Source organism: Methylococcus sp. S1M (assembly GCF_051295855.1).
Classification (GTDB): Bacteria; Pseudomonadota; Gammaproteobacteria; order Methylococcales; family Methylococcaceae; genus Methylococcus; species Methylococcus capsulatus.
The window spans coordinates 163,002-187,393 of the sequence record NZ_JBPDXO010000002.1 but is presented as its reverse complement, the minus strand read 5'-3'; the positions used below and the strand labels follow the sequence as shown (position 1 = coordinate 187,393).

The window sequence follows — 24,392 nt, the reverse complement described above, 5'->3', positions numbered from 1 at the left end:
CGAATCTTGCCTTTCGGAGCTTGTCGTGATGAAGAACGGGAATGCTGACGTCGGACTCATCGGCCTGGCCGTGATGGGCCAGAATCTGGCCCTCAACATCGCCGATCATGGCTATACGATCGCGGTTTACAACCGCAACTACCAGCGTACCCAGGAATTCATGGCCCATTGCGAACGCGCGGAGCCGTCACGGGTACGCATTCGTCCCTGCGCCGAATTGGCGGAATTCGTGCAGGCCATCGCAAGGCCGCGGCGCATCATCCTCTTGGTGAAAGCCGGTGCGGGAACCGATGCCGTGATCGGCCAGCTGCTGCCGCTGCTGGACCCGGGCGATCTCGTCGTCGATGGCGGCAATGCCCATTGGCTGGACACGATCCGGCGGGAGCGGGAACTGGATGCCGCCGGGATCCGCTTCATCGGTTCCGGCGTCTCCGGCGGAGAAATCGGCGCCCGCTTCGGGCCCTCCTTGATGCCGGGCGGCAGTGCGGAAAGCTGGCGTTTGCTGGAGCCGGTCTGGCAAGCGATCGCCGCCAAGGTCGATCCGGCCACCGGGAAGCCGCTGGAGGGGGCGGCGCCCGGTCGTCCCGTGACCGGCGGCGAGCCCTGCACGGCCCTGATCGGACCGAACGGCGCCGGGCACTATGTGAAGATGGTGCACAACGGCATCGAATACATCGACATGCAGCTGATCTCGGAAGGCTATTGGCTGCTGAAGCACCTGGGCGGTCTGGAGTCCGGTGCCATCGCATCCATTTTCCGGGACTGGAACGAAGGCGAGCTTTCGAGCTATCTGATCGAGATCACCAGCGACATCCTGCAGCAGCAGGACCCGTCCGGCGACGGATTCCTGGTCGACAAGGTCCTGGATGCGGCGGGGCAGAAAGGCACCGGCCAATGGACCGCGGCCAGTGCGCTGGAGCAGGGCGTACCGGCCAACGCCATCGCCGAGGCGGTCTTCGCCCGGGCGCTGTCGGCCCTCAAGGAGGAGCGGGTGGCCGCGAGCGTCGTCCTGCAAGGCCCGGAGGTCCGGTTGGAGGCCGATACCGTTCACCTGGTCGAGGCGGTCCGGGATGCCCTGTACTGCGCCAAGATCTGCGCCTATGCCCAAGGTTTCCAACTCATGGCCCAGGCCCAGAAAACCTATGGTTGGCAACTGGACTTTGCCACCATCGCCCGCATCTGGCGGGGCGGCTGTATCATCCGCGCCCGTTTCCTGCAAAAGATCACCGACGCTTATGGTCGGGATGCCGCGTTGTCGAACCTGATGCTCGATCCCTATTTCCGCGATGCTCTCCATCGCGGCCAGGGCCACTGGCGGGAAATCGTGGCGCTCGCCGTCCGCAACGGGCTGCCGGTCCCGGCTTTCGGTTCGGCCCTGGCGTATTTCGACGGCTACCGCAGCGCCAGCCTTCCCGCCAACCTGTTGCAGGCCCAGCGCGACTATTTCGGCGCTCATACCTACGAACGCACCGACCGGCCGCGGGGCCGTTTCTTCCATCTCGACTGGCCGGCGCCGGATCGTCCCGAGGCGGAGGCCGGCGGCTGAATGTGTCCGCGAGAGGGTTCGCCGGAACGCGAATCCGCCCTGTGCAAGCTTCCGGCCGCTACCGGAGCTTTCAAGGCGCGGTCAACGATGGGAGAATACGCGGCATGACCGTTTCGCTCGTTCCCATGGCCAGCACTTCCGCGCCACCCTCCGGTCTGATCGACCGCTTCGGCCGCCGCGTCAACTATCTGCGCATTTCGATCACCGACCGCTGCGATCTGCGCTGCGTGTACTGCATGAGCGAGGAGATGGATTTCCTGCCACGCGCGCAGATTCTCACGCTGGAGGAGATTCACACCCTCGCCGCCGCGTTCGTGGCGCTGGGGGTCGACAAGATCCGTATCACCGGCGGTGAGCCGCTGGTGCGCAAGGGCGCCCTCGACCTGTTGCGGCGGCTCGGACGGCTCGAGGGGCTGCGCGAACTGGTGGTGACCACCAATGGCATGCGGCTGGCGCAGTCCGCCGCCGAGCTCAAGGACTGTGGGGTGCGCCGCATCAACATCAGCCTGGATTCGCTTCGACCCGAGCGGTTCCGGGCGCTGACCCGCGTGGGCGATCTGGCCATGGTCCTGCGGGGCATCGACGCCGCGGTGGCGGCCGGCTTCGAGCGGATCAAGCTCAATGCCGTGATCCTGAAGAACCGCAATCACGACGAGGTGGCGGATCTGGTCGGTTTTGCCGTGGACAAGGGCGTCGACATCAGCTTCATCGAGGAGATGCCCCTGGGATGGGTCGATGGCCGCGACCGCCTGGAAGGCTACTATTCGAGCGACGCCATCCGGAGTGATCTGGAGATGCACTTCAGCCTGCTGCCGACCCCCGAAACCACCGGCGGGCCGTCGCGCTATTTCCGGATCGCCGGGACCGACACCCGGGTCGGCTTCATCTCTCCCCACTCGCACAATTTCTGTGGCAGTTGCAACCGGGTGCGGCTCACCGCGGAAGGGAGGCTGCTGCTCTGCCTGGGCAACGAGCATTCCGTGGACCTCAAGCGGGTCGTGCGGGCTCATCCCGGCGATGTCGAGCGACTCAAGGGGGTGATCGCGGAGGCCATGAGCCGGAAGCCGGAGCGCCACGACTTCGATCTGGCCGCCCGACCGGTGATCCTGCGCCACATGAACGTCACGGGGGGTTGAAAAGGGGCGATGACGGCGCGGGGTTTCCGTCGTCGGGCGGATCGGTTCGGCCGGTGGCCGGTCGTTTCCCTGATATTGCTGTGCTTGGCGGGCTGTGCCGGCAAGCCGCCGGTAGCGTCCGCGCCGCAGCCCGTACCCGCCAAACCGGCCAGGCCGGTCGTGCAGAAGTCGCCGGAGCCGCTTGCCACCGACCGTCGGGAGGTATCCCCGGTGCCCGGCGTTCCGCTGTGGCGATGGGAGTCCTGGGATCAGCACGGCAAGATGCATCTGGTGTCCAAACCGGAAAAATACACCTTGCAATTGCTCGCCAACGGCTGGCTCAAGTTTTCGGCCGAATGCCTCAAGGGCGAGGGCATCTATGAGACCCACGGCGACCGGATCGTGATCGCCGTCACCCGGTCCGATGCCGGGCGCTGCCGGCCGGGGCCGACCGCCGAGCACTTCATTCAGTCGCTGGAGGCCGCGTCGCATTATCATCGGTCCGGCGGCCGCTTGTTCCTCGATCTGGGGCGCAACGGCGGCGGAATGAGCTTTTCCCTGTTGCCGGACTAGCCGTCGGTCGCAGCGGACCCGCGGAGGCATGACCGGCAGGGGCACCCCCGACCGCCTCGGCAAACGGTCGTCCCGTATGGCCGCGATCCACCGATACGTTCCCGACCTGGATCGGGTTGGCCGCACAGCGGTCCATCGCCTGTAGCGCGCCTTGGCGATCGGTCACCTCCGCCGTCGTCATCGCGATGGCATGCGGCAACCCTTGGGCATCCACCGCAGGATGACGCTCGATGGCCGAAACCTCTTTGCCGGCGTCGCAGCCTTTCCGACCGGCGCCGTCGGTGTTCTTGAAGCTCTGGGCATCAATGGTCAGAAAACGCGTCCTGGCCCGGCGCCTCATGGAACCGGACCTGGACACGCCCGCCACGGCCGGCCTTTTCCGGTGCCGCAGGTCAGCTCCCCGACGGCTTACGTCCGGCATCGGTCATGAACACGGAATCCGGGGTATTTGAAGACGACCCCTTGTGGCCACTGGCCTCTGGGCGTCTATCCAAGACGGACCTGGTCGGAGAGATGGACGGCCTGCGCATCATCGATGTTTGGGACAGACCCCCGGGCACGTCCTCCCGGTTATCCTCCCCTCTGGCCCCCGGCGCTCCCCGGCGTCTTTGGGAAACAGGTGTCGTTCGCGGCTGCCTTGGCGTCCTTGAGTTTCTTGCGCAGCTGTTCGGATTGCGGCGGATCGCGGAACACGGCGCCGCGTTCGCCCCCCATGCCGAACAGGTTGGTGAAGGTCACGGCCTGGTCGTATTCGTCGGGGGTCATCGCCTTGGCGACGACGTCGACGGCGCAGGCGCAGTGGTACATGTTGTCGTAGTTTTGACCGCCGTGTTCCTGCATGCACTGCAGAACGTATTCGACCCGCGTCAGCGTCGGGAAATCTCCGGTGCCCTGGGAGGCGGCGGGCTGCTCGGAAGCGGCGGAGGACTGGACCGTCGGCTGCACCGGTTGGGGATCACAGGCAGCCAGACCCGCCAGCAGCAGGGTCAGTGCAACGGGCCGGGTCGTTCTGGCAGGGAAGGTTTTCTTCATGGTCGTGTCGGATCGGTGAGAGGAGAGGAAACTAATTCTCGGCGGCAAAGTCGACGATTTTCTTGAGTTTTTCGTTCATGCCCCTGGCGAAATCGTCGAGGGGCGGGTTTCGGGTGGTTTCGGGCAAGAGATGCGCCGTGATCCGTGTGCGGCCGCCCTCGAAGCGGACGGCGACGTTGCAGGGCATCCAGGCCACCGCCGCCGGCTCGATTTCGAGCATCTGCCGGGCCAGGGTCAGGTTACAGAATTGCAGCGTGTCATAATCGGGAAAGTCTATCTGATCCCGCTGGCGTATCACACTGCCGATCTTGTTGTGGCCGGTGATCCGGAAATTCTGCTCGGTGATCGCCAGCTCCAGCTCGGCCATCACGTCGGCGTACGGTTTGGCGGTTTCCACTTCGTAATAGTCCGCGCGCCAGTCCGCCGGCTTCGAGGCGCAGGCGGACAAGACCGCTACCGCCAGGAGGGGCAGGTGCCGCATTGGTTTTTCGATCATCGTCAGGATTTGCGCCGTGAAATACCCTTCCCCCAAGATTACCGGATGCGTGCTGGCCGGCGGAAGAGGAAGCCGCATGGGCGGCCGCGACAAGGGCCTGGTGCCGTTCCGGGGCAGGCCGCTGGTGGTTTATGCGCTGGATGCCTTGCGGGCGGTGGCAGGGCAGGTGGTGGTCAGCGCCAACCGTAGCCGGGAAATTTACGCCGGCTTCGGCTGCCCGGTGATCGCCGACGCGAGCGGGGAATTCGAGGGGCCGCTGGCGGGACTCTTGAGCGCAATGGCCTGGGCCGACACGGAATTCGTTCTGACCGTGCCTTGTGATACGCCGCTGGTCACCGGCTGCATGTTGAAACGCCTGGCCGAGGATCAGGCAACGTCGGACTGCGACATCGCGGTGGCGCACGATGGCGAGCGCCTGCATCCGGTATTCCTCATCGCGCGGCGGTCCCTGCTGGCCGATCTCCAGGCATTTCTGGCTTCGGGGGAGCGCAGGGTCGAAGCCTGGCTGGCCCGGCACCGGACCCACCGGACCGACTACAGCGACGTGCCGGAGCTGTTCGCGAATGCGAATTCCCTCGAGGAGCTTAAGGTACTGGAAGCGCGCAGGGGTCAGCCCAGCGCCTGACCGGCCCCGTCGAAAAAATGCCAGTCTTCCGGCGCCATCCTGAGGCGGACGGCATCGCCCCGGGCAAAGGGCTGCAGGCCGGGGAGGCGGGCGATGAGGCAGGCCGGTCCCGCTTCATGGGCGAAATGCAGCAATGTTTCATGGCCGAGATATTCCACCTCCTGGACGCGGGCGGCGATCCCCTCGGACGATTGTTCCGCCAGCCGGACAGCTTCCGGCCGGATGCCGGCGACGGCCGTCTGTTTCGGCGCCTCCGTTCTTCCCGGCAGCGGGCAGCCGCCGAATGTGGGGAGGACGATCCGGCCGGAGTGCTCGAGCCGGACCGGCAGGAGGTTCATGGGTGGGCTGCCGATGAAGCCGGCGACGAAAGTGTTGGCGGGGTGCGCATAGAGATCGCGGGGCGAGGCGGCCTGTTGCAGCCGGCCGCGGTCCAGGACCGCGATGCGCCGGCCCAGCGTCATGGCTTCGACCTGGTCGTGGGTGACATAGATCATGGTCGTCCCGGTCCGCCGCTGCAGTTCGGCGATTTCGGCGCGAACCTGCACGCGCAGGCGGGCGTCCAGGTTGGCGAGGGGCTCGTCGAGCAGGAACACCGCGGGCTCGCGGACCAGCGCCCGTCCCATCGCCACGCGCTGGCGCTGGCCGCCGGAGAGCTGGGCGGGGCTGCGGTCGAGGAGCGGCGCAAGTTCGAGCATCGCGGCCACCTGCTCGATCCGGCGCCGGCGTTCGGCGCGGCCCATGCGGCGCATCTTCAGCGGAAATTCGAGGTTGCCGCGCACCGTCATGTTGGGATAGAGCGCGTAATCCTGGAACACCATGGCGACATTGCGCGCCGCCGGGGAGAGCGTGTTCACGTTGGTGCCGCCGATCCGGATCGAACCGGCGGTGGGGCGGTCCAGCCCGGCGATGAGCCGCAGCAGCGTGGATTTGCCGCAGCCCGAGGGCCCGACGACGACGAGGAGTTCGCCGCCGGCGATGTCGAGGCTCAGGTCCGACAGCGCGGGGAAGCCGCCCGGGTAGGTTTTGCTCAGGCCTTCGAGTGCGATGCTGCCCATGCGGAGTCGCCTGATCCGTTGCCGGCATAGCACTTCACCTGATTGCGGCCGGCATGCTTGGCTGCGTACAGCGCCCGGTCGGCGGAGCGGATCAGGAGGTCGCCGGTGTCGCCATGGCCCGGAAATGCCGCGACGCCGTCGGTGCCGCCGATCAGCCGCGCATGTTCCCGGAGCGCCGGCCGTCCGTTGATTTCCCGGACGATGCGGTGGGCGGTGTCGGCTTCGGTGACCACCACCCGTTCGTCGGTGACGGCGAAGTGTTCGGTCGTGAACGCTTGGAAAGGCGAGGGCGTGCTGAAAAGCGTCAGAACCGCGGCGTCGGTGTCGAAATGGCCGTCGAAATAGACCTGGGTCTTCGCGAACTTCATGCCGTCGCCGGCCGCCCCGCCGATCAGCGGAAGTTTGCCCAGAGCGTCCTGCAACACATGGGCGACCTCTTCCCCGCGAACCGACAGGCCATCGATCATCAAGAGGGCGAAACCGTTCTCCGGACGCGCCCCTGGGGCCGAAACCTCGAGCCGTTGCAGGAGTGCTTGCGCCAGGGCATAAGCTCTGGCTCCGTCGAATTGCCGCAGACCGGTCAGGATGTCCGCCACCGCATGGAAGCTCGCGCCCGCCAGGCTGTGGTCGCGGTAGCCGGCCGGTCCGATTTCTCCCGCCGTGGTGCAGCCGACGACGGGGATTCCGGCGAACAGGCGGCGTATTTCAGCGGCGATCGCATCGAGATCGTATTCGCTGGAGCAAAAGAACGTCACGAGTGCCGGCTGTTGGGACGCGACGCCCGCATGGAATTCACGCACGGCTTCGCGGGGGTCTTCAGCGCAGGATTGTGCGATTCGGATGGAGGACGAACCCGCTTCTCCCGTGCCTGAGCGGACATCCCGGTTTTTCATGAGCATGGGGGGCCAGATATCCTAGCCATTCCGTCGATTGAGCTGGCTGACATGAGCGTTATCCCGACAGCGAAAATCCATAAATGCAAGTGACACCGCGGTGACCTTACAATTGTATACGACTTGACATATCTGGCTGTCTGGATCAGCATGCAAGCGGGCCTGGGGGATTGTCCAATCGTGCTGAACTTGTTCAGATACAGAAGACGTCGATGCTGGATAGGCTTTCTGGCGTTGACGTTAATCGCCTTGCAGGTGTCGTCCTTGCTGCGGGTGAGCTGCAACGGGCGTGTGACACCCGAGGAACATCCTGTCTCGCTGGATTGTGCGGGCCAATCCTCCCATATGCATGAGGGTGGCGGTCATCGTGTCCCGGTATTGCTGGATTGTGCGGCCCATCCGTGTATAAACGCCTTTTCCGGCAGCGACGACGATGCCGTCCTGAAAAAAGAAAACCAGCCTGAGTTGGTTATCTGGATAGCCATGGCTATACTTCAGACGCTGATATCCGTCGCGCTTCTTGAGATTTGCAGTTACTCGCGTCGTTCACGCGATTTCCGGCTGCGAGAGCGCGAAATCCCCCTTATCTATCGATTCTGCAGTCTGCTCAACTAGCCCCTTCCCGTCTAAAAGCCTCGAGATATAAGGTTTTTACGACGAGGAGTGGCTATGTCTTTGTTACGCCGGATTTACCCGGCAAACTCAAATTCGTTCATTGCGGCGCTTTATGTCATCGGGGCTTATCCGAGGAACGCGTTCGCCCGCAAAAAACCGGGGGCTGAACGGATGCCATCAGAGGTCGCAGGTCCGTTTTCCGAACATCACGCAGAAATCAAGGAGGTAACATTAGGCGGACAGTTAATAATATGTTGTGTTTGAATAAATAATCCGGTAATCAATCTAAAATAGGTCAATGAGGTATGCCATGAACAAAATGATCAAAACATTAGTGCCAGTTGCTATAGTCCTTGGGATGCTGGCGAGTTGTGCCCAACCGAATCTTCATCCCATGGACATGACCGCGGCGGTACAGAGCGCCAAGACCAGAGCCGATCACGAAGCGCTGGCGGCGCATTATGAGCAAGCCGCCCAGGAAGCGGTGAGCAAGATTGACGAGCACAAGAAGCTGCTCGAGCAATATAAAACGCGGGGCTATCTTTATGGAAAACAAGCCTTGAACTTACAATCTCATTGTGAAGCGATTATTCGATCTTATCAGCAGATTGCGAATGCCAACTCGGAGATGGCAAAAACGCACCGGCAGTTGGCCGAAAGTGCGAATTGATCGGTAAGACCAAGGGGCGCGGCAGAAGCGGGCTTTCAGGTCTGTCGCGTCACTCCAGGTGGTTATTTCATTGATGAGATATGGCATATAGCGCGGAGGACAGGCGCCGTGAAATCCGCATTACTCTGGTTGGGGCTGATGTGGCCCGTTTTCGCTGCCACTCAGGTGAACCTCCCGCAGGTGTCACTGGAGCAATTGATCCAGGAGGCGCGGGACCATAACCCGGAGATTCACGCCATGCGCCAGCGATGGGAGTCCGCCAGAGCGGTGGTTCCGCAGGTGCAAACTTTGCCGGACCCCAAGATTGCCGTCGGGTACACCGATATAGCCCCGATGAAGGGCCCGATGTACGGGATAAGCCAGGAAATCCCCTTTCCCGGCAAACTGGCTCTCAAGGGTGAAATTGCCTCACGCGAAGCCGAGCGTACCGAACAGGATTATCTGGCGACCCAGTTGACTGTCATCGCGCGCTTGAAAGAGCTGTTTTACGAACTTTGTTTCATCCATAAATCCAACCAGGTCATCACCAAGAACAAGTCTCTGCTGGAGGGTTTCGCGAAAACCGCGGAGGGACGTTATTCGGTCGGACAGGCCGCCCAGCAGGACATCTTGCGGGCGCAGACCGAAATATCTCGTCTATTGGCCCGCTTGGCCATACTCGAGCAGCGCAGGCAGTCTCTGCATGCCGAAATCAACCGCATCCTGAACCGCTTGCCCAGCGATCCTTTGGGCGCCCCGCAGGAAATTCGGATCACGCCGATGAGGCATGCGCTCACGGAGTTGAACACCTTGCTGGAGCAGGGCTCCCCGCTGCTGCGCGGCCAACAGAAGGGTCTCGAACGCGGCAATCAGGCCGTCGCGCTGGCGAACCGGCAGTATTATCCGGACTTTGAACTGGATGCACGGGGACAACACGATACCGCCATGCATGCGGAAGGCTACCAGGTCATGTTGCGCGTTCAGGTTCCGCTTTATTTCGCCACCAAACAGCGGCAAGGCGTGCGCGAGGCTGTCGCCAGCCGCGAGGCTGTTTTTCAGGATCTGCAAGCGCTGCGTCAGGACTTGTTGGCCCGGATCAAAGACAACGTGGCGCAGGCCGAGCGGGCGGAGCAACTCGTCAGGCTGCTGAGAGACGGCATCATTCCCCAGTCCCGGCTTACGCTGGCCTCCGCCCAGGCCAGCTATGCGGTCGGCAAAGTGGATTTCCTCACCCTTCTCAACAGCCTGCTGACGCTTCAGGAAAACGAACTGGAGTTTCACGGCGAGATAACCGAGCACGAGAAGGCACTGGCGCGGCTGGAAGCCATCATCGGAGAAACGCCGTGACCTTTCGCTATCGGGACGTGCTTGTCGGCGCAGTCCTGGGGTCGGTCGTCACCTTGGCCTTGGTCCTGCTCTTCCGCGCGGATCACCCGAACCTACGGCAGGCATCGCCCGCCGATGGAACGGAAAAACCGGCTCAGGGTGATTGTGGAACGGCGGTGGAGCTTCCCGCGACAGGGGAAGATCATGCAGGCCATGTACAAACCTCGACGGCACCTGAAAACTCCCTGGTCATCAGCCCGGAGCGGCTGCAATCCGTCGGCGTCAAGTTCGAGCCCGCGGCGCGGCGCCTCCTGGAGCGGACGATCCGCACGGTGGGCAGGGTGGAGGTCGACGAGCGGCAGCTCTCCCGTGTCACCGTCAAGCTGGAAGGCTGGATCGATCGGCTGTTGGTCAATACCACTGGAGCGTCGGTCAGACGGGGCCAAGTCTTGTTCACGCTTTACAGCCCGGAACTGGTGGCTACCCAAGAGGAGTACCTGATTGCTCTTCGCAGCATCGAAACCTTGGGCGAAAGCGAGTTCCCGGAAGTTGCGGCCGGTGCAAGCGCCTTGTTGGAAGCGTCACGCCGCAGGCTGTTGCTTTGGGACATCCACGAAAGCCATATCCGTGACCTGGAGCGTACGGGGAAGGTATGGACGACCTTGCCGATCCACGCGCCACGCAGCGGCACGGTCATCAACAAGATGGCGGTGGAGGGCTTGCAGACAAAGCCGGGGGATGAGTTGTACACGATCGCCGATCTGTCCCGCATCTGGATCATGGGCGACATTTACGAGTACGAAATGCCCCTCGTTTCCGTCGGTCAAGTCGCCAGCGTGAGTCTGTCCTACGTGCCGGAAGTCTCTCTCCAGGCGCGCATTGGCTTCATCTATCCCACGGTAGACCCGCAGACCCGCACCGCCAAGGTTCGCTTCGAGTTGGACAATCCGGGCGAACGGCTCAAACCCGGCATGTACGCCAATCTGGAACTGAAGATTCCACTCGGTATGCGATTGGTCGTGCCCAAGGATGCGGTCCTGGAATCCGGGGAGCGGCAGATCATTTTTATCCATCTCGGCGGCGGTCGGCTCGAATGGCGTAACGCCAGGATCGGGCTTCGCAGCGGAGACTGGGTGGAAGTCCTGGAGGGTACTCGGGAAGGCGAACACGTCGTGACCTCGGCGAATTTCCTCATCGACTCCGAAAGTCGGTTGAAATCGGCGGTCGGTGGCATGCCTGGCATGAAACATTAACTTTTTTATCGATCGGGGTTTTTTCTCATGAGTGGTTGTTGCGATGACGGCTGTTCTTTGGATCGGCTGCGCGAACGACAGCGAGGAACGTTACAGATCGTTCTCGGCATCAACGCCGCGATGTTCCTGGTCATCGTCGCCGCTGCCTTCTATGGAAAGTCATCCGCCCTGTTGTCCGACAGTCTCGATAATCTCGGAGACGCGCTGACCTATGGCCTTAGCCTTCATGCCGTTTCAAGGGAGCGTGTCGTCAAGGCCAAAGTAGCCTTGTTCAAAGGCGGGCTCATTTTTCTGGCCGCCTGCACCGTGGCCGTTCAAATAGCTTTCAAACTGAGTGCCCCCACCATCCCCCTGTTCGAGGTTATGGGCGGCTTTAGCCTTCTAGGCCTTGCCGCCAACTCCCTTTGCCTGTTCCTTCTATGGCGCCATCGCCGTGACGACGTGAATATGAGTTCGGTGTGGGAGTGTTCGCGAAACGACATTGCATCGAATCTGTCCGTTTTTATCGCGGCCGGCGCGGTTTGGTTCAGCGGATCGGGCTGGCCCGATATCGTCGTCGCGTCCTGTCTCGTGCTGCTCTTGATGCGCTCCGCCCTTGGCGTCATGACCGCAGCAAAGGCGGAGATGAGAGCGGCAAGCTAACGCTGACGCGAACCTTCGGATCGGAACCATGAGGTAACCGTGTGGTAGAAAAACTCATCGAGTTCTGCGCCAAGAACCGCTTTATCGTCTTTCTGTTGGTCTTTGGCTTGGCCGCCGGCGGCTTTTGGGCCATGAGGAACACCCCCATCGACGCCCTGCCGGATCTATCCGACACTCAGGTGATCGTCTATACCCCATGGATGGGGCGCTCGCCGGACCTGGTGGAAGACCAGATCACCTATCCCATCATCACCGCGTTGCTGTCCGCACCCAATGTGACGGTCGTGCGGGGATTTTCGGACTTCGGTTACTCCTACGTCTACATCCTGTTCAAGGACCGCACCGACATCTATTGGGCGCGCTCCCGTGTACTGGAATATCTCAACCAGCTCTCGGGACGTCTGCCGGAAGGGGTGACACCTCAGCTTGGCCCGGATGCTACGGCGGTGGGTTGGGTATTCCAGTATGCCCTCGTGGATGAAACCGGCCAGCAAGACCTGGGTTCGTTGCGTTCCTTTCAGGACTGGTATCTGCGCTATTGGCTGCGGAGCGTCGACGGCGTGGCCGAGGTCGCCAGTGTGGGGGGCTTCGTGCGCCAGTACCAGATCAATCTCGATCCCACCAAGGTACTGGCGTACCGGCTCAACCTCAATGAGATCATCGAGAAAGTGCGGATGAGCAATCTCGATGTGGGGGGGCGTGTCGTGGAGTTCTCCGGGGTGGAATACATGATCCGGGGTCGCGGTTATATCAAATCGACCGCCGATATCGAGCAGATTGCGGTAGGCGTGAATCCGAACGGAACACCCGTCCTGTTGCGCGAGGTCGCCACGGTTACCCTGGGTCCGGATATGCGGCGTGGGCTGGCGGAATGGAACGGCCGGGGCGAGGCGGTAGGCGGCGTCGTCATCATGCGCTACGGCCAAGATGCCTTGGAGGTGATCGACCGCGTCAAGGCCAAGCTCAAGGAAATCGAGCCCTCTCTCCCCAAGGGTGTCAGGATCGTCACCGCCTACGACCGCAGCGACCTGATCAAGGAATCGGTGGCAACGGCCGCCGAGAATTTGACCGAAGAGCTGGTCGTCGTCAGCGTACTGATCATCGGATTTCTGCTCCATATCCGCTCCGCTTTGATTCCCATCATCACTCTGCCTCTCGCCATCCTTATTGCGTTCATCCCGATGTACTGGCTCGGTGTCGGCCTGAACATCATGTCCATCGGCGGCATCATCGTCGCCGTGGGCGATATGGTGGACGCGTCCATCGTCATGGTGGACAACGCCCACCGTCGGCTGGAGGAATGGGAGCGGGGTGGAGGGGTGGCGGAGCGCAATCGGGTCCTCATCGATTCCGCCAAGGAGGTTGGTCCGCCGATTTTCGCCTCGCTCCTGGTGATCGCCGTTGCCTTCATGCCGGTGTTCACCCTGGAGGCTCAGGAAGGCCGATTATTCAAACCTCTGGCGCTGACCAAGAACCTGTCTATCGCCATGAGCGCGGTGCTGGCCGTTACGCTGATCCCGGCTCTTCTATCCCTTTTTATTCGGGGCCGGATCATTCCGGAGCGGCGCAATCCGGTCAGCCGAATCCTGCAAGCGCTTTATGTCCCGATACTGAGGCTGGCGCTGCGCTATCGGGCGCTGGTGGTGGTACTCGCCCTCCTGTTGATGGCCAGCATCGCCGTACCGTTCCAGCGCATGGGTTCGGAATTCATGCCGCCATTGTACGAAGGCACCATTCTCTACATGCCGACCACGCTGCCGGGCATCGCCGTGACCGAGGCCGGGCAGCTCCTGCAACAGATGGATCGCAAACTCATGGCATTCCCCGAAGTCGAGCATGTGTTCGGCAAATCCGGCCGTGCCGAGACCTCCACCGACCCGGCCCCGTTCAGCATGATGGAGGTGGTGGTGGAGCTCAAACCGAAGGAGCAGTGGCGAGAAGGACTGACCTACGAAGACCTGATCGCCGAAATGGATCGCGCGCTGCAATTCCCCGGGGTGACCAATGCCTGGACTATGCCGATCAAGGCGCGCATCGACATGCTCACCACCGGTGTGCGCACCCCCGTAGGCATCAAGATCTTCGGGCCGGATCTCAAAAAGATAGAGGAGATCGGAAAAGCCATCGAGATGATCGCCAAGGCGGTCCCCGGCACCCGCAGCGTTTACGCGGAACGGGTTTCTGGCGGCTATTTCCTGGACTTCGCGATCAAGCGCGACGAGATCGCCCGCTTTGGGCTGACCGTCATGGATGTGGGCAAGATCATCGAGTCCGCCATCGGAGGGGAAAGCATCACCACCACCGTCGAGGGGCGCGAGCGCTATCCTGTCAATCTGCGCTATCTCCGGGAACTGCGAGATGACCTGGACAAACTGGGCCGTCTGACCGTCAGTACGCCCAGCGGTGCCCAGGTGCCCCTCGCCCAGCTCGCCGATTTACGGATGGTCAGCGGGCCGGCGATGATACGCGACGAGGACGGCATGTTGTCCGGTTATGTTTATGCGGACATGGCCGGGCGGGACGTAGGCGGTTACGTGGAAGACTTAAAGCGCGTGGTGAAAGAGAAAATCGAGCTGCCCGCGGGTTATACCCTGATTTGGTCCGGACAATACGAATTCATGGAGCGGGTCCGGCAAAGGCTCACGATTTTCGTGCCGTTGACGCTGGCCATCATCTTCGTACTGTACTACTTCACCTTCCGTTCAGTGGCGCAAACCCTCATGGTCATGCTGGGTGTGCCGCTGGCGCTTGTGGGCGGCGTATGGGCGTTGTACGGGCTCGGTTACAACTTGAGTATCGCCGTGTGGGTGGGACTGATCGCTCTGGCCGGTGTCGCCGCTGAAACCAGCGCGGTCATGCTGGCCTACCTCGACGAAGCTGTCCGGCGGCGTCGGGACGCCGGCCAACTACATTCGCTGGCGGATCTGGTGGAAGCCGTGCAGACGGGCGCCAGGGAGCGCATCAGGCCGGTGATGATGACAGGCCTGGCCAATATCGTTGGCCTGTTCCCGACCATGCTGGCGACCGGTACCGGCGCGGATGTGATGAAGCGCCTGGCGGCACCCATGATCGGCGGCATAGGTTCGGCCATGTTGTTGACATTGCTGGTCATTCCGGCGATTTACGTCATCTGGCGATGGCACGGCGACATAAAGTCGATCGCCGAAGAGGCAAGGGCTTGAGGTGACCGGGATAGGGGGCAGTACCTGATCAGGTTGGCGCCGGCATGGAATTCCCGCGCGGCTTTACGTAGATCGGCGGAGTAGTACCTTACTCGGACTCGGCGGCCATTCGACAACAGCGGTTCCTCGTCATGGCAATCACGGCGGATCCAGCAGGCGGCGACAGGCGCGGGACGTCAGGCCCCGCGCTGTTGATCCAGGCACCGCGAGCGATCTACCTGCTAGCGGACGACGAGACCGGTGATGCCTGGGGGCAGGGCGCCCAGGCTCTGGAGCTTTTGCAGCGCGCCTCCCTTCAGGATGCGGTAAACGCCGATACTGTGGTCGCCACCGCTCAAGGTATACAGCATTCGGCCGTCGGTAGAAACGGCGAGGTCGGTGGGCCGGTTTTCCTCGGCTGCACGGGTGTGCAACAGCGACAGACGGCCGGCGGCATCGATTGAGAATGCGGAAATGGCGTTGGCGGGGGTATCGGCGGTGAAGGCGATGCGGCCCGTGGGTGTCGTGGCCAGCCAGCAGGCGGCGGTTTGTCCGGCCGCGACCGCTCCATCGATCAATTGGGCGGTTCCGTCTTCCAGCAATTGGTAGGACGACACGGTCGCGCCATCCGGGGCACCGCCCTGGGCTTCGGAAACGAAGAACTGGTCGCGCTTGCCGAAGGCAAAGCCGAAGGGCGTCGATCCGGCGGAATCGATCGAATGCCTGGCCTCCGGGCTGCCGTCCTCGTTCAGAGAAAATGTCGTGATTTTGTTGGTCGCTTTTTCGGTGACGACCAGGGCGTCGCCCCCGCGGTCGAAGCTGATCTGGGCCGGTGCCGTGCCGTCTCCGCTGAGCTTCTGGTGGGATTCGGGCAGGGGGTGCAGCTTGCCGGTGCGGTGGTCGAAGCGGAAGCCGAAGATGGAATCGTCTCCCGAGTTCACGACATAGACCCGATTCGGGCCGACGGCCACGCTGACGGGGGTGGTGCCTTCCTCACCGGCGCGGTCGATGAGTTGCAGCCCGTCCCGGTCGATCCGGAACACCGATAAGTCGTTGCTGCCCGCATTGACGGCGAACAGGTACCGCGCATTTGCGCTCAGTGCCAGAGCACCCTGGTTGCCGAGTCCGGAGCCGGTACCGGTTCCCCCGGTGGCGAAGCGGCCTGCCGGCTCCATTTGGCCGTTGCCGTGGTGGTGAAATGCGAGCACCTCGTTTCCATCGGCATTGTTGGACAGCGTGTATACCGTCTCCACCGGCGGATTTCCGGCGAATTTGGGGCGTTTGTCGGGATCGGCCAGGCCAATGCCCGGGATCAGCGATGCGAACGCAAATGCGGTGAAGGTGAGCTTGAATAGGGTCTTCATGACAGGCCTCGTGTGAATCGAAAAAGGTTCCCCCGGTAAGCCACGGGCTTTTCGGGCGTGGCCATTGTGCGTGGCCAAAAATCACGAATTCATCACGGAGCGCTCAAATAAATGTGACTGGCCTGTACCTTGCGGCGTGCCGATAATTGAGGCCACACCATCCGATCGGCGGGAGTCCGGCTCCGGCAATGAAACGCATCCTGGTCATCGAAGACGATACCGACATCGGGGACATGCTCGGCATCAACCTGCGGGATGAAGGTTACGCCGTGGAGATCGCAAGAGACGGTATCGGCGGACTTGCGTGTTTGAAGGCCGACCGTTTCGACCTCCTGGTTCTGGACCTGATGCTTCCCGGCATCGACGGCCTGGAAATCTGCCGTCAAGTCCGGCGCATGCCCCATTACCAGCCGATCGTCATCATCAGCGCAAAGTCCACGGAAACGCAGCGTGTATTGGGCCTTGAACTCGGGGCTGACGACTACCTGACCAAACCCTTCTCCATCCCCGAACTCATTGCGCGGATTCGCGCCCTGTTCAGACGAGTCGAAGCGATGGAACGGGAGTCGCAGGCAAAGGCCGGCGTCATCGTTCGTGGGCCGCTGACCATCGACCCGGTCGGTTATTCCGTCATGCTGGAAGGTCGGCCCGTCGCCCTGACGCTGAAGGAGTTCGAGTTGTTGCTGTTCTTCGCCCGCCATCCCGGTCAGGCATTCACCCGCCTCGCGCTGCTGGATCGGGTGTGGGGCTATAGCCACGACGGCTACGAGCACACCGTGAATTCGCATATCAATCGCCTGCGTGCGAAGATCGAACGCGATCCCGGACGGCCCGAATTCATCCAGACGGTCTGGGGTGTCGGCTATAAGTTCGTGGATTTTGGGGAGAATCGCCCGTGAAATTCAGGTCGCTCTACAGCCGCATCGCGCTCACCTTCGCCGCGCTGGTTCTCCTCTTCGGCGGCTTGTGCGGCGGGCTCGATCTGGTCGCGGCAAAAAATCACCAGCAGGAAATCATCCAGCGGCTCAGCCGCGGCCTGGCGGAACACATCGCGAGCCACTGGCCCCTGTCGAAAGGGGAGGGGTTCGACGGCAAGGCGGTGAGCGAGCTGTTCCACATGCTCATGATCGTCAACCCCAGCATCGAACTCTATCTGTTGGACGCGAAGGGAGCCATTCTGGCCTACGATGCGCCGCCGGGGCGGGTTCGGCTGAAGGAGGTTTCCCTGGCCCCCTTGCGCGGCCTTCTCGGAGGCGATGCGCTGCCCGTGAAAGGGGACAATCCGCGCCACCCCGACAGCCGCGAGATATTCAGCGCCACACCGCTGAATCGGGATGGGCAAATCATCGGTTACCTATACATCGTGCTGGCCGGAGACGAGTACCAAAGGCTGGCCGAAGACGTCTGGCAGGGGCATGTGTTCCAGAGTGTCATGTGGACGGGAGCGGGGGCGTTGCTGTTGACCCTGGTTGCCGGGTTGGGCCTGTTTTCGCTGGTGACCCGTCGTTTGGACGCCTTGACACGGACGATCGCCGCCTTCGACGACGCGAGTTTTTCCGGCACCTTGCAACTGGATGGCGCGCTGCAAAACAGTCCCGACGAGATCGGCCGGCTCGCCGCGACATTCTCCCGGATGGCCGAGCGCATCGCCGCGCAGGTGCAACATATCAAGTCCCAGGACACGCTGCGGCGCGAAATGGTCGCCAATGTGTCGCACGACCTGCGCACCCCGCTCACTTCCATGCAGGGTTATCTGGAAACCATGCTGCGGAAGTCCGACCGGCTTTCTCCGGCGGAACGGCAACAGTACCTTGAGGTCGCCGTGCGGCAGAGCCGGCGTGTGGCGCACCTGGCTCAGGAGCTGTTCGAACTGGCGAAGCTGGAATGCGAGGAAGTGCGGCCGAGTCTCGAGCGTTTCTCCCTGCAGGAGCTTGTCCAGGACGTGGCGCAGAAATTCGAGCTGGCCGCCGATGCCAAAGGAGTCCGGATTGCCGCCCGGTTTCGCGATCGCATTCCCTTGGTCTATGCCGATATCGCGATGATCGAGCGGGTTTTGACCAACCTCATCGACAACGCGTTGCGCCACACGCCCGAGGGCGGTCAGATCGACTTGACGCTGAGGCGTGAAGCCGGCGACAGGGTGACGGTCCGGGTGGAGGACAGCGGTGCCGGCATCGCCAGCGAACTTCTGCCAGGCCTGTTCGAACGGGATTCGCCGTTGCGCCGGGATTCCGGAAGGCATATGGGGGGCGGGCTGGGTCTGCTTATCAGCAAGCGGATGCTGGAACTGCATGGAAGTACGATCGAGGCATTGAGCGGGGATGGCTGCGGAGCGGTTTTCACGTTCAGCCTGCCGGCGCCGGCTTGAGAGACCGGTGGGCCCGTATTTTCCGATGAGCCGGATCACGCATCCCCGCGCCCCTTCGTTTCTCCTGGCCTGCGCCGTGTTTCTGAACGGCTGCCAGCCGGCGGAAAACGCCGAGGTCGTGGAATTCTGGGCGTTCGGCAGCGAGGGCGAAGTGGCCCGTGAGCTTGCCGGCGAATTCGAGCGGCGGAACCCGGAGATTCGCGTCGAGGTCCAGCCAATTCCCTGGAGTGCCGCGCACGAAAAGCTGCTGACGGCTTATGCCGGCGGCAACCTGCCGGACGTATTTCAGCTCGGCAACACCTGGATAGCGGAATTCGCCGCGCTCCGGGCACTGGAGGATGTCGCCGCCCGGTTCGAGAACACCGGGCGGAAAGGCGACTACTTCGAAGGGCCGCTGGATGCGGCTGTCGTCGACGGCAGGATGCTGGCGGTGCCCTGGTATGTCGACACGCGCATTTTGTTTTACCGCCGTGACTTGCTGGAGGCTGCCGGAGTTGCGGTACTGCCGCGGAGCTGGGATGCCTGGTTCGAGGCCATGATCCGCGTCCGCGAACGCCACGGCGATTTCGGGCTGTTCCTTCCCATCGACGCATGGGAGGTTCCGGTAATTTTCGCCATGCAGCAGGGGGCGGTTTTATTGAGGGACGGGAATCGCCACGGCGACTTTCTCCATCCCGATTTCAGGGCGGCGTTCGACTTTTACCTGCGCTGGTTCCGGGAAAAACTGGCGCCTGCGGAAACCTCCGGCCAGGTGGCCAATCTTTATCGGGAGTTCGGGCGCGGCTATTTCACCGCCTTGATCACTGGGCCGTGGAACCTCGGCGAGTTCCGGCGGCGGCTGGCCGATCTCGACGCCTCCGCCTGGGACACCGCGCCCTTGCCGTCCTTCGACGGTTCCTATCCGGGAGTCTCTCTGGCCGGCGGGGCCAGTCTTGCGCTCGCCGCCGGGTCCACGCGCAAGGAAGCGGCCTGGAAGCTGATCGAGTTCCTGACCGCTCCGCCGCAGCAGATCCGCCTGTATCGTCTCACCGGCGACCTGCCGCCGGGACGGACGGCCTGGACCGATCCCGCCCTGGCCGGGGACCACAAGGCGCAGTCCTTCCGGAGGCAGATGGACCGTCTGCTTCCGCCTCCGAAAATCCCGGAGTGGGAGCGGATTGCCAGCCGCATCGCGGCATATGCCGAGAAGGCTGCTCGGGGTGAAATGGCTCCGTTGGGGGGCCTGGAGGCCTTGAACGATGAAGTGGATCGGATACTGGAAAAACGCCGCTGGCTGCTGGAGCGGGGGCGATGAGGTTCAATCCCGCCTTCTGGTTCGTAGCGCCGGCGCTGGCGCTGCTCGTGGTGTTCTTCTTCTTGCCGGTCGGAGCGGCGCTGGGTCTCAGCTTCACCGATTTCGACATTTACGCTCTGGCCGACATCGGACGGCTCAGATTCGTGGGTCTGGACAACTACCGCCGCTTGTTCGGCGATGCGGAGTTCTGGACCGCACTCTGGAATACCCTGTATTTCGTGGCCGTGGGCGGCCCGTTGTCGGTGCTGGTTTCGCTGGCGGCGGCCCTGCTGGTCAATCACCGCCTGACCCCGTTCAAGGGGCTGTTCCGTTCGCTGCTGTTCCTGCCAGTGGTGACGACCCTGGTGGCCGTGGCGGTGGTCTGGCGCTACCTGTATCAGCCGCGCTACGGCGTTCTCAACTACCTGCTCGGCGGGTTCGGCATCGGACCGGTCGACTGGCTCGGCGATCCGGACTGGGCGATGCCGGCGATCATCCTCATGGCGGTGTGGAAGAATTTCGGCTTCAACATGATCGTGTTCGTCGCCGGCCTCCAGAGCATTCCCGAATCGCTGTACGAGGCGGCCAGCATCGACGGCGCCGGCGCCCGCCAGCAGTTCCTCTATATCACCCTCCCGCTGCTCGCGCCGACTTTCCTGTTCGTCGCCGTGATCACCATGATCGGCCACTTCCAATTGTTCGCCGAACCTTATGTGATGACCCAGGGCGGTCCAGCCGGCAGCACGCTCAGCATCGCGTTGCTGATGTATCAGCAGGGATTCCGCTGGTGGAATCTGGGCTATGCTTCCGCGATCGCTTTCGTCCTGTTTGGCATCGTTCTGTTGTCCGCCGTATTCCTCGCGTTGCAGAAGCGGAAGTGACCCTTAGGGTCCAGCCGCTGCATCGGCTACTCACTGCTTCGGCGCTTTGCCGCCCAAACTTGGCTGGCCATGGACGATGGACCGGGCCTTCTTCTTAATTTTTTGTTAAGAGTCGTTGGTAAAAACTCTCCTCCGGATTCGAAACGAGGGCTCCATGCGTTTACTGCTTGCCGAAGATGACTGGATGATTGGCCAAGCCCTTCGCGAGGGATTGAACCAGGAGGGCTTCGTCGTCGACTGGGTACAGGACGGACGCCAGGCTGAGCTCGCCTTGAAAGCCGCCGCAGCCGAATACGCCTTGCTTTTGCTCGACTTGGGATTACCGCGCCGGTCGGGTCTGGATTTGCTTGCCGACCTTCGGCGCAGTCGGGCCGATATCCCGGTCCTCATTCTCACCGCGCGCGATTCCCTGTCAGACCGGGTACTGGGGCTCAACAGCGGTGCTGACGATTACCTCGTGAAACCCTTCGAACTCGATGAGCTCGTCGCCCGCATCCATGCCCTGGTCCGGCGGGCGGCGGGACGTGCCGAACCGGTCATCGAACACGGTGTGTTGCGGTTACATCCGGTGAAGCGGGAGTGCTGGCTGCGAGGTGAGCCGGTGGAACTGTCCGCCCGTGAATTCGATTTGCTCTACGTCCTCCTGGAAAAACCGGGCGCTGTGCTGTCTCGCACCCGGTTGGAAGAGCGCGTTTATGGCTGGGGACAGGAAGTGGTCAGCAATGCCATCGATGTCCATATCCACCATCTCCGCAAGAAGCTGGGCCCTGGATTCATCGTCAATGTCCGGGGCGTGGGTTATCGGGTTGCCAAACCATGAACGTAACGATCAAAAACCGTCTCCTGCTCTGGCTGTCGCCAGCTCTCATCCTGGCCGGGTTCGCCTTTACCGCATCGACGTATTTCAATGTTCGGGAGGAAATCGACGAACTCTTCGACAAGGTTCTGCAGGCCATGGCGTACTCCCTGCAAACCCTGCCGCCCACGGCCGTCGAAAGTTCGGTGCCGGCGTATCGTGTGGCTCAGGCGGCAGATCTCGATCTCATTGGCCAGCGCTGGAGCGGGGACGGGCGGTTGAGTTATCGCTCGCATCCGTTCGAGCCCCTGCCCGCTGACACGCCGGAAGGCTGGAGCATCATGCACTGGCGGGGCGAGCCATGGCGTACCTTCAGTCTCGCAACGCCCCAGGGGCTCGTCCAGGTGGCCCAGGCCATCCGCGAACGGCGTGAGACTGCCGATGAAATCACCCTGGAACTGTCGGCGCCGCTGCTGTTCCTCCTGCCGACGGTGGCCATGGTGGCGTGGTTCGGTGTCCGCCGGGGACTGGCGCCGTTGCAGGCCATCGTCGACGCCGTGCGCCGGCGGGCCCCCGACGACGTGGAACCTTTTCCCGACCAGGACGCTCCGCAGGAAATCGGCGCTCTGACCCTCGCGCTGAACGGCTTGCTGATGCGTTTGCAGGATGCTTTGGCCGCCCAGCGCAGGTTCACCGCAGATGCCGCCCATGAACTGCGCAGCCCTTTGACGGCGCTGTCCCTCCAGGTTCAGATCGCCGAACGCGCCGACGATCCGCAAAAGCGAGCCCTGGCTTTGCAGCGGTTGCGGCAAGGCATCCAGCGAGCGACTCATGTCCTCAACCAAATGCTGACCTTGGCCCGGTTCGATCCTGAGGCGCCCCCTTCGCCATTGGTTCCCACCCGGCTCGACGAACTGGCGTGCTCGCTGGTGGGGGAGCTGGCCCCCGTGGCAGCGGATAAAGCCATCGATTTGGGTATCGCCGTGGTCGAGCCCACGGTGATACAGGGCAATGAAGATGAGCTTCGCGTGCTGCTCCGCAACCTGATCGACAATGCCGTGCGCTATACCCCGAAGGGGGGGCGGGTCGACGTCAGCGTGAATCAGGAAAACGGCGCCGCGGTTCTGGCGGTATGCGACGACGGGCCGGGCATTTCCGTCGAAGAAAGGCATCGCGTTTTCGATCGCTTTTATCGCGGCCGCGATCAGGCTGAACCCGGCAGCGGGCTCGGTCTGGCCATCGTCCGCCGCATCGCCGACCGGCACGCGGCCGACATTCGTCTGTCGACGGGTCGCCATGGACGGGGGTTGTGTGTGAACGTCTGCTTCTCGGGGGGCCGGACATGATCGGGCTGCCACGAGGCGAAAGCCGGGTCGGCTCGGGGGCGGTCCCTCTCATTCTGACCCTGACGGCCTGTCTGGTTTGCGGGTGCGCCGATTACCGGAGCCGGCCGCTGGACCAAGACGAGCTGGTCGGGCAACTGGCCGTGCCAGCGCCTGGATCGCTGGCTGAAGCCGCCAGCCGGCTGCGCCATCCGCGCCTTCGACCGGTATCACTGGACTTCTCCAAGCCTCTGACCGACGAGGCCTTGGGTATCCTCGCCGTCCTGGTCAGTCCCGAACTCAAGGCCTTTCGGGCCAAGGAGGCCGTCGCCGAAGCCCAGGTCTTCAATGCCGGTCTGTTGCCCGATCCGAAACTGTTCGGCCGCTTCGACTGGGTGTTCAGCGGTCCGGCCGGTCTGGTCAGTCCCTACACGGCGACCCTCCAGTGGGATCTCGCCAAGCTGGCGACGCGGTCCACCGATCTGCACATCGCCGAGGAGCACGCCCGGCAAGTCCGGCTGGACGTGGCCTGGCAGGAGTGGCTGGTTGCCAACCAGGCGCGTCTCTTGGCGCGGCGTTGCGCCTATCTGGCACGCCAGGAGGCCGTGGCAGCCGAAGCCGCGCAGATTTCGGCGCAACTGCTCGAACTGTCCCGACACAACCTCGCTTTGGGCGATGCGACGCTGGCCGAGTTGGGCATCCGCGAAGCGGCATTTCTGGATGCCAAGGATCGTTCCCTGGCGCTGGCGCGGCAGATCGCCAAGGCCCGCCAGGATCTGAACCGATTGTTGGGGTTCCCGCCGGCGCAGCGTCTGGTGATCGCGGATGTCGAGGCGAAGCCGCCGGCCGGTCTAGATCCGGAGCGGCTGTTTGTGTCGGCGCGGCGGCAGCGACTCGATTTCCAGGCACTCGAAGCCGGCTATGCCAGCCAGGAGGCTTCGGTATACCGGGCTATCCTCGGCCAATATCCGGCATTCACCCTTGGCATCAACGATTACCACTACTACAGCGATTACAACACGGGGGGGCCCACCGTCAGCCTGGACCTTCCCCTATTCAATCGTAACCGCGGCGCCATTGCCATCGCCGAGGCGACGCGCGAGCAACTCTATCGGGAATATCTGGGGCGACTCAATCAGACCCGTGCCGACATAGGCACCCTGGTAACGGATCTCGACCGGATCGCTCAAGAACGGGAACCCTTGGCCCGTGAATTGCCCGAGCTCATCCGTGCCGAACGCTTGTTACGAGAAGCGGCGGCGGTGGGTGACGCAACGCTGGTGAATTACGAAACCGTGCGTGCGAACTACCTGGACAAGCGTCTGAAACTGCTGGCTTTGGAGCAGGCCGCTGCCGAACAGGCGGTCGCCCTCCAGCTCGCCGTCGGTTCAGCTTCAATCCTGTGAC

22 protein-coding genes and 1 pseudogene are annotated in these 24,392 nt (G+C 62.7%); 17 read left to right on the top strand and 6 right to left on the bottom strand.

The genetic code is table 11. The annotated features are described in order from the left end of the window. The first annotated feature begins 28 nt into the window (after positions 1-28). The 3 genes from gndA (at position 29) to ACSHWJ_RS04465 (ending at position 3,234) form a co-directional block, all read left to right on the top strand. Positions 29-1,546, top strand: a complete 1,518-nt coding sequence (gene gndA, locus ACSHWJ_RS04475; protein ID WP_017366277.1) for an NADP-dependent phosphogluconate dehydrogenase — start codon at positions 29-31, stop codon at positions 1,544-1,546. 104 nt (positions 1,547-1,650) lie between these two features. Further along, complete coding sequence (gene moaA / locus ACSHWJ_RS04470) at positions 1,651-2,682, top strand: GTP 3',8-cyclase MoaA (RefSeq protein WP_017366276.1); 1,032 nt, start codon at positions 1,651-1,653, stop codon at positions 2,680-2,682. Between the two features lie 9 nt (positions 2,683-2,691). Further along, the gene (locus tag ACSHWJ_RS04465) at positions 2,692-3,234 is read left to right on the top strand and encodes an META domain-containing protein (RefSeq protein ID WP_017366275.1); all 543 of its coding nucleotides are present in this window, start codon (positions 2,692-2,694) and stop codon (positions 3,232-3,234) included. Between the two features lie 49 nt (positions 3,235-3,283). Here the strand turns inward: ACSHWJ_RS04465 and ACSHWJ_RS04460 are convergent. The 3 genes and pseudogenes from ACSHWJ_RS04460 to ACSHWJ_RS04450 form a co-directional block, all read right to left on the bottom strand. Next, positions 3,284-3,568 (bottom strand): annotated as a pseudogene (locus tag ACSHWJ_RS04460) (transposase); the annotation flags it as partial. Between the two features lie 236 nt (positions 3,569-3,804). Beyond that, positions 3,805-4,266 carry a hypothetical protein gene (locus ACSHWJ_RS04455; protein WP_017366274.1) on the bottom strand — a complete coding sequence of 154 codons (462 nt, stop codon included), beginning with the start codon at positions 4,264-4,266 and terminating at the stop codon, positions 3,805-3,807. Between the two features lie 31 nt (positions 4,267-4,297). Further along, on the bottom strand, positions 4,298-4,762 hold the full coding sequence (locus ACSHWJ_RS04450) for a DUF302 domain-containing protein (RefSeq protein ID WP_017366273.1): 465 nt from the start codon (positions 4,760-4,762) through the stop codon (positions 4,298-4,300). A 16-nt stretch (positions 4,763-4,778) separates the two neighbouring features. On the opposite strand from ACSHWJ_RS04450, the gene mobA reads away from it, so the two are divergent. Further along, positions 4,779-5,387 (top strand): molybdenum cofactor guanylyltransferase MobA, encoded by a 609-nt coding sequence (mobA, locus tag ACSHWJ_RS04445; RefSeq protein WP_017366272.1) that lies wholly within the window; start codon positions 4,779-4,781, stop codon positions 5,385-5,387. Here mobA and ACSHWJ_RS04440 read toward each other — a convergent pair. Continuing rightward, on the bottom strand, positions 5,372-6,442 hold the full coding sequence (locus ACSHWJ_RS04440) for an ABC transporter ATP-binding protein (RefSeq protein WP_017366271.1): 1,071 nt from the start codon (positions 6,440-6,442) through the stop codon (positions 5,372-5,374). The genes mobA and ACSHWJ_RS04440 overlap by 16 nt on opposite strands. Beyond that, positions 6,415-7,341, bottom strand: a complete 927-nt coding sequence (locus ACSHWJ_RS04435; protein ID WP_017366270.1) for an FIST N-terminal domain-containing protein — start codon at positions 7,339-7,341, stop codon at positions 6,415-6,417. Before ACSHWJ_RS04435 ends, ACSHWJ_RS04440 begins: the two co-directional genes overlap by 28 nt. A gap of 174 nt (positions 7,342-7,515) precedes the next feature. Here ACSHWJ_RS04435 and ACSHWJ_RS04430 point away from each other — a divergent pair, with 174 nt between their 5' ends. From ACSHWJ_RS04430 to ACSHWJ_RS04405, 6 genes are all read left to right on the top strand, one after another. Next, on the top strand, positions 7,516-7,950 hold the full coding sequence (locus tag ACSHWJ_RS04430) for a hypothetical protein (RefSeq protein ID WP_154656649.1): 435 nt from the start codon (positions 7,516-7,518) through the stop codon (positions 7,948-7,950). Positions 7,951-8,260: 310 nt separating this feature from the next. Continuing rightward, entirely contained in the window at positions 8,261-8,620 is a 360-nt protein-coding gene (locus tag ACSHWJ_RS04425; protein ID WP_026597577.1) for a hypothetical protein, read from the top strand. 108 nt (positions 8,621-8,728) lie between these two features. After that, positions 8,729-9,946, top strand: a complete 1,218-nt coding sequence (locus ACSHWJ_RS04420) for a TolC family protein (protein ID WP_026046068.1) — start codon at positions 8,729-8,731, stop codon at positions 9,944-9,946. After that, a complete protein-coding gene (locus ACSHWJ_RS04415; protein ID WP_017366266.1) occupies positions 9,943-11,178 on the top strand; it encodes an efflux RND transporter periplasmic adaptor subunit in 1,236 nt (411 codons plus the stop codon). The genes ACSHWJ_RS04420 and ACSHWJ_RS04415 overlap by 4 nt, the downstream gene beginning before the upstream one ends. A gap of 27 nt (positions 11,179-11,205) precedes the next feature. Then, positions 11,206-11,820 carry a cation transporter gene (locus tag ACSHWJ_RS04410; RefSeq protein ID WP_026046067.1) on the top strand — a complete coding sequence of 205 codons (615 nt, stop codon included), beginning with the start codon at positions 11,206-11,208 and terminating at the stop codon, positions 11,818-11,820. Positions 11,821-11,861: 41 nt separating this feature from the next. After that, complete coding sequence (locus ACSHWJ_RS04405; protein ID WP_432539438.1) at positions 11,862-15,002, top strand: efflux RND transporter permease subunit; 3,141 nt, start codon at positions 11,862-11,864, stop codon at positions 15,000-15,002. Positions 15,003-15,223: 221 nt separating this feature from the next. Here the strand turns inward: ACSHWJ_RS04405 and ACSHWJ_RS04400 are convergent, their stop codons facing one another. Next, positions 15,224-16,345, bottom strand: a complete 1,122-nt coding sequence (locus ACSHWJ_RS04400; RefSeq protein ID WP_017366263.1) for a lactonase family protein — start codon at positions 16,343-16,345, stop codon at positions 15,224-15,226. Positions 16,346-16,533: 188 nt separating this feature from the next. On the opposite strand from ACSHWJ_RS04400, the gene ACSHWJ_RS04395 reads away from it, so the two are divergent. The 7 genes from ACSHWJ_RS04395 (at position 16,534) to ACSHWJ_RS04365 (ending at position 24,391) form a co-directional block, all read left to right on the top strand. Next, positions 16,534-17,244, top strand: a complete 711-nt coding sequence (locus tag ACSHWJ_RS04395) for a response regulator transcription factor (RefSeq protein ID WP_017366262.1) — start codon at positions 16,534-16,536, stop codon at positions 17,242-17,244. Then, on the top strand, positions 17,241-18,713 hold the full coding sequence (locus tag ACSHWJ_RS04390) for a HAMP domain-containing sensor histidine kinase (protein ID WP_017366261.1): 1,473 nt from the start codon (positions 17,241-17,243) through the stop codon (positions 18,711-18,713). The genes ACSHWJ_RS04395 and ACSHWJ_RS04390 overlap by 4 nt, the downstream gene beginning before the upstream one ends. Positions 18,714-18,738: 25 nt before the next feature. Continuing rightward, entirely contained in the window at positions 18,739-20,007 is a 1,269-nt protein-coding gene (locus ACSHWJ_RS04385; protein ID WP_017366260.1) for an extracellular solute-binding protein, read from the top strand. Beyond that, on the top strand, positions 20,004-20,867 hold the full coding sequence (locus ACSHWJ_RS04380) for a carbohydrate ABC transporter permease (protein ID WP_017366259.1): 864 nt from the start codon (positions 20,004-20,006) through the stop codon (positions 20,865-20,867). Before ACSHWJ_RS04385 ends, ACSHWJ_RS04380 begins: the two co-directional genes overlap by 4 nt. A 154-nt stretch (positions 20,868-21,021) precedes the next feature. Beyond that, positions 21,022-21,687, top strand: coding sequence for a response regulator transcription factor (locus ACSHWJ_RS04375; RefSeq protein ID WP_333687840.1), 666 nt, complete (start codon positions 21,022-21,024; stop codon positions 21,685-21,687). Further along, positions 21,684-23,009 (top strand): ATP-binding protein, encoded by a 1,326-nt coding sequence (locus ACSHWJ_RS04370; RefSeq protein WP_432539439.1) that lies wholly within the window; start codon positions 21,684-21,686, stop codon positions 23,007-23,009. Before ACSHWJ_RS04375 ends, ACSHWJ_RS04370 begins: the two co-directional genes overlap by 4 nt. Beyond that, a complete protein-coding gene (locus tag ACSHWJ_RS04365) occupies positions 22,973-24,391 on the top strand; it encodes a TolC family protein (protein WP_435928699.1) in 1,419 nt (472 codons plus the stop codon). The genes ACSHWJ_RS04370 and ACSHWJ_RS04365 overlap by 37 nt, the downstream gene beginning before the upstream one ends. Position 24,392 lies beyond the last annotated feature (1 nt).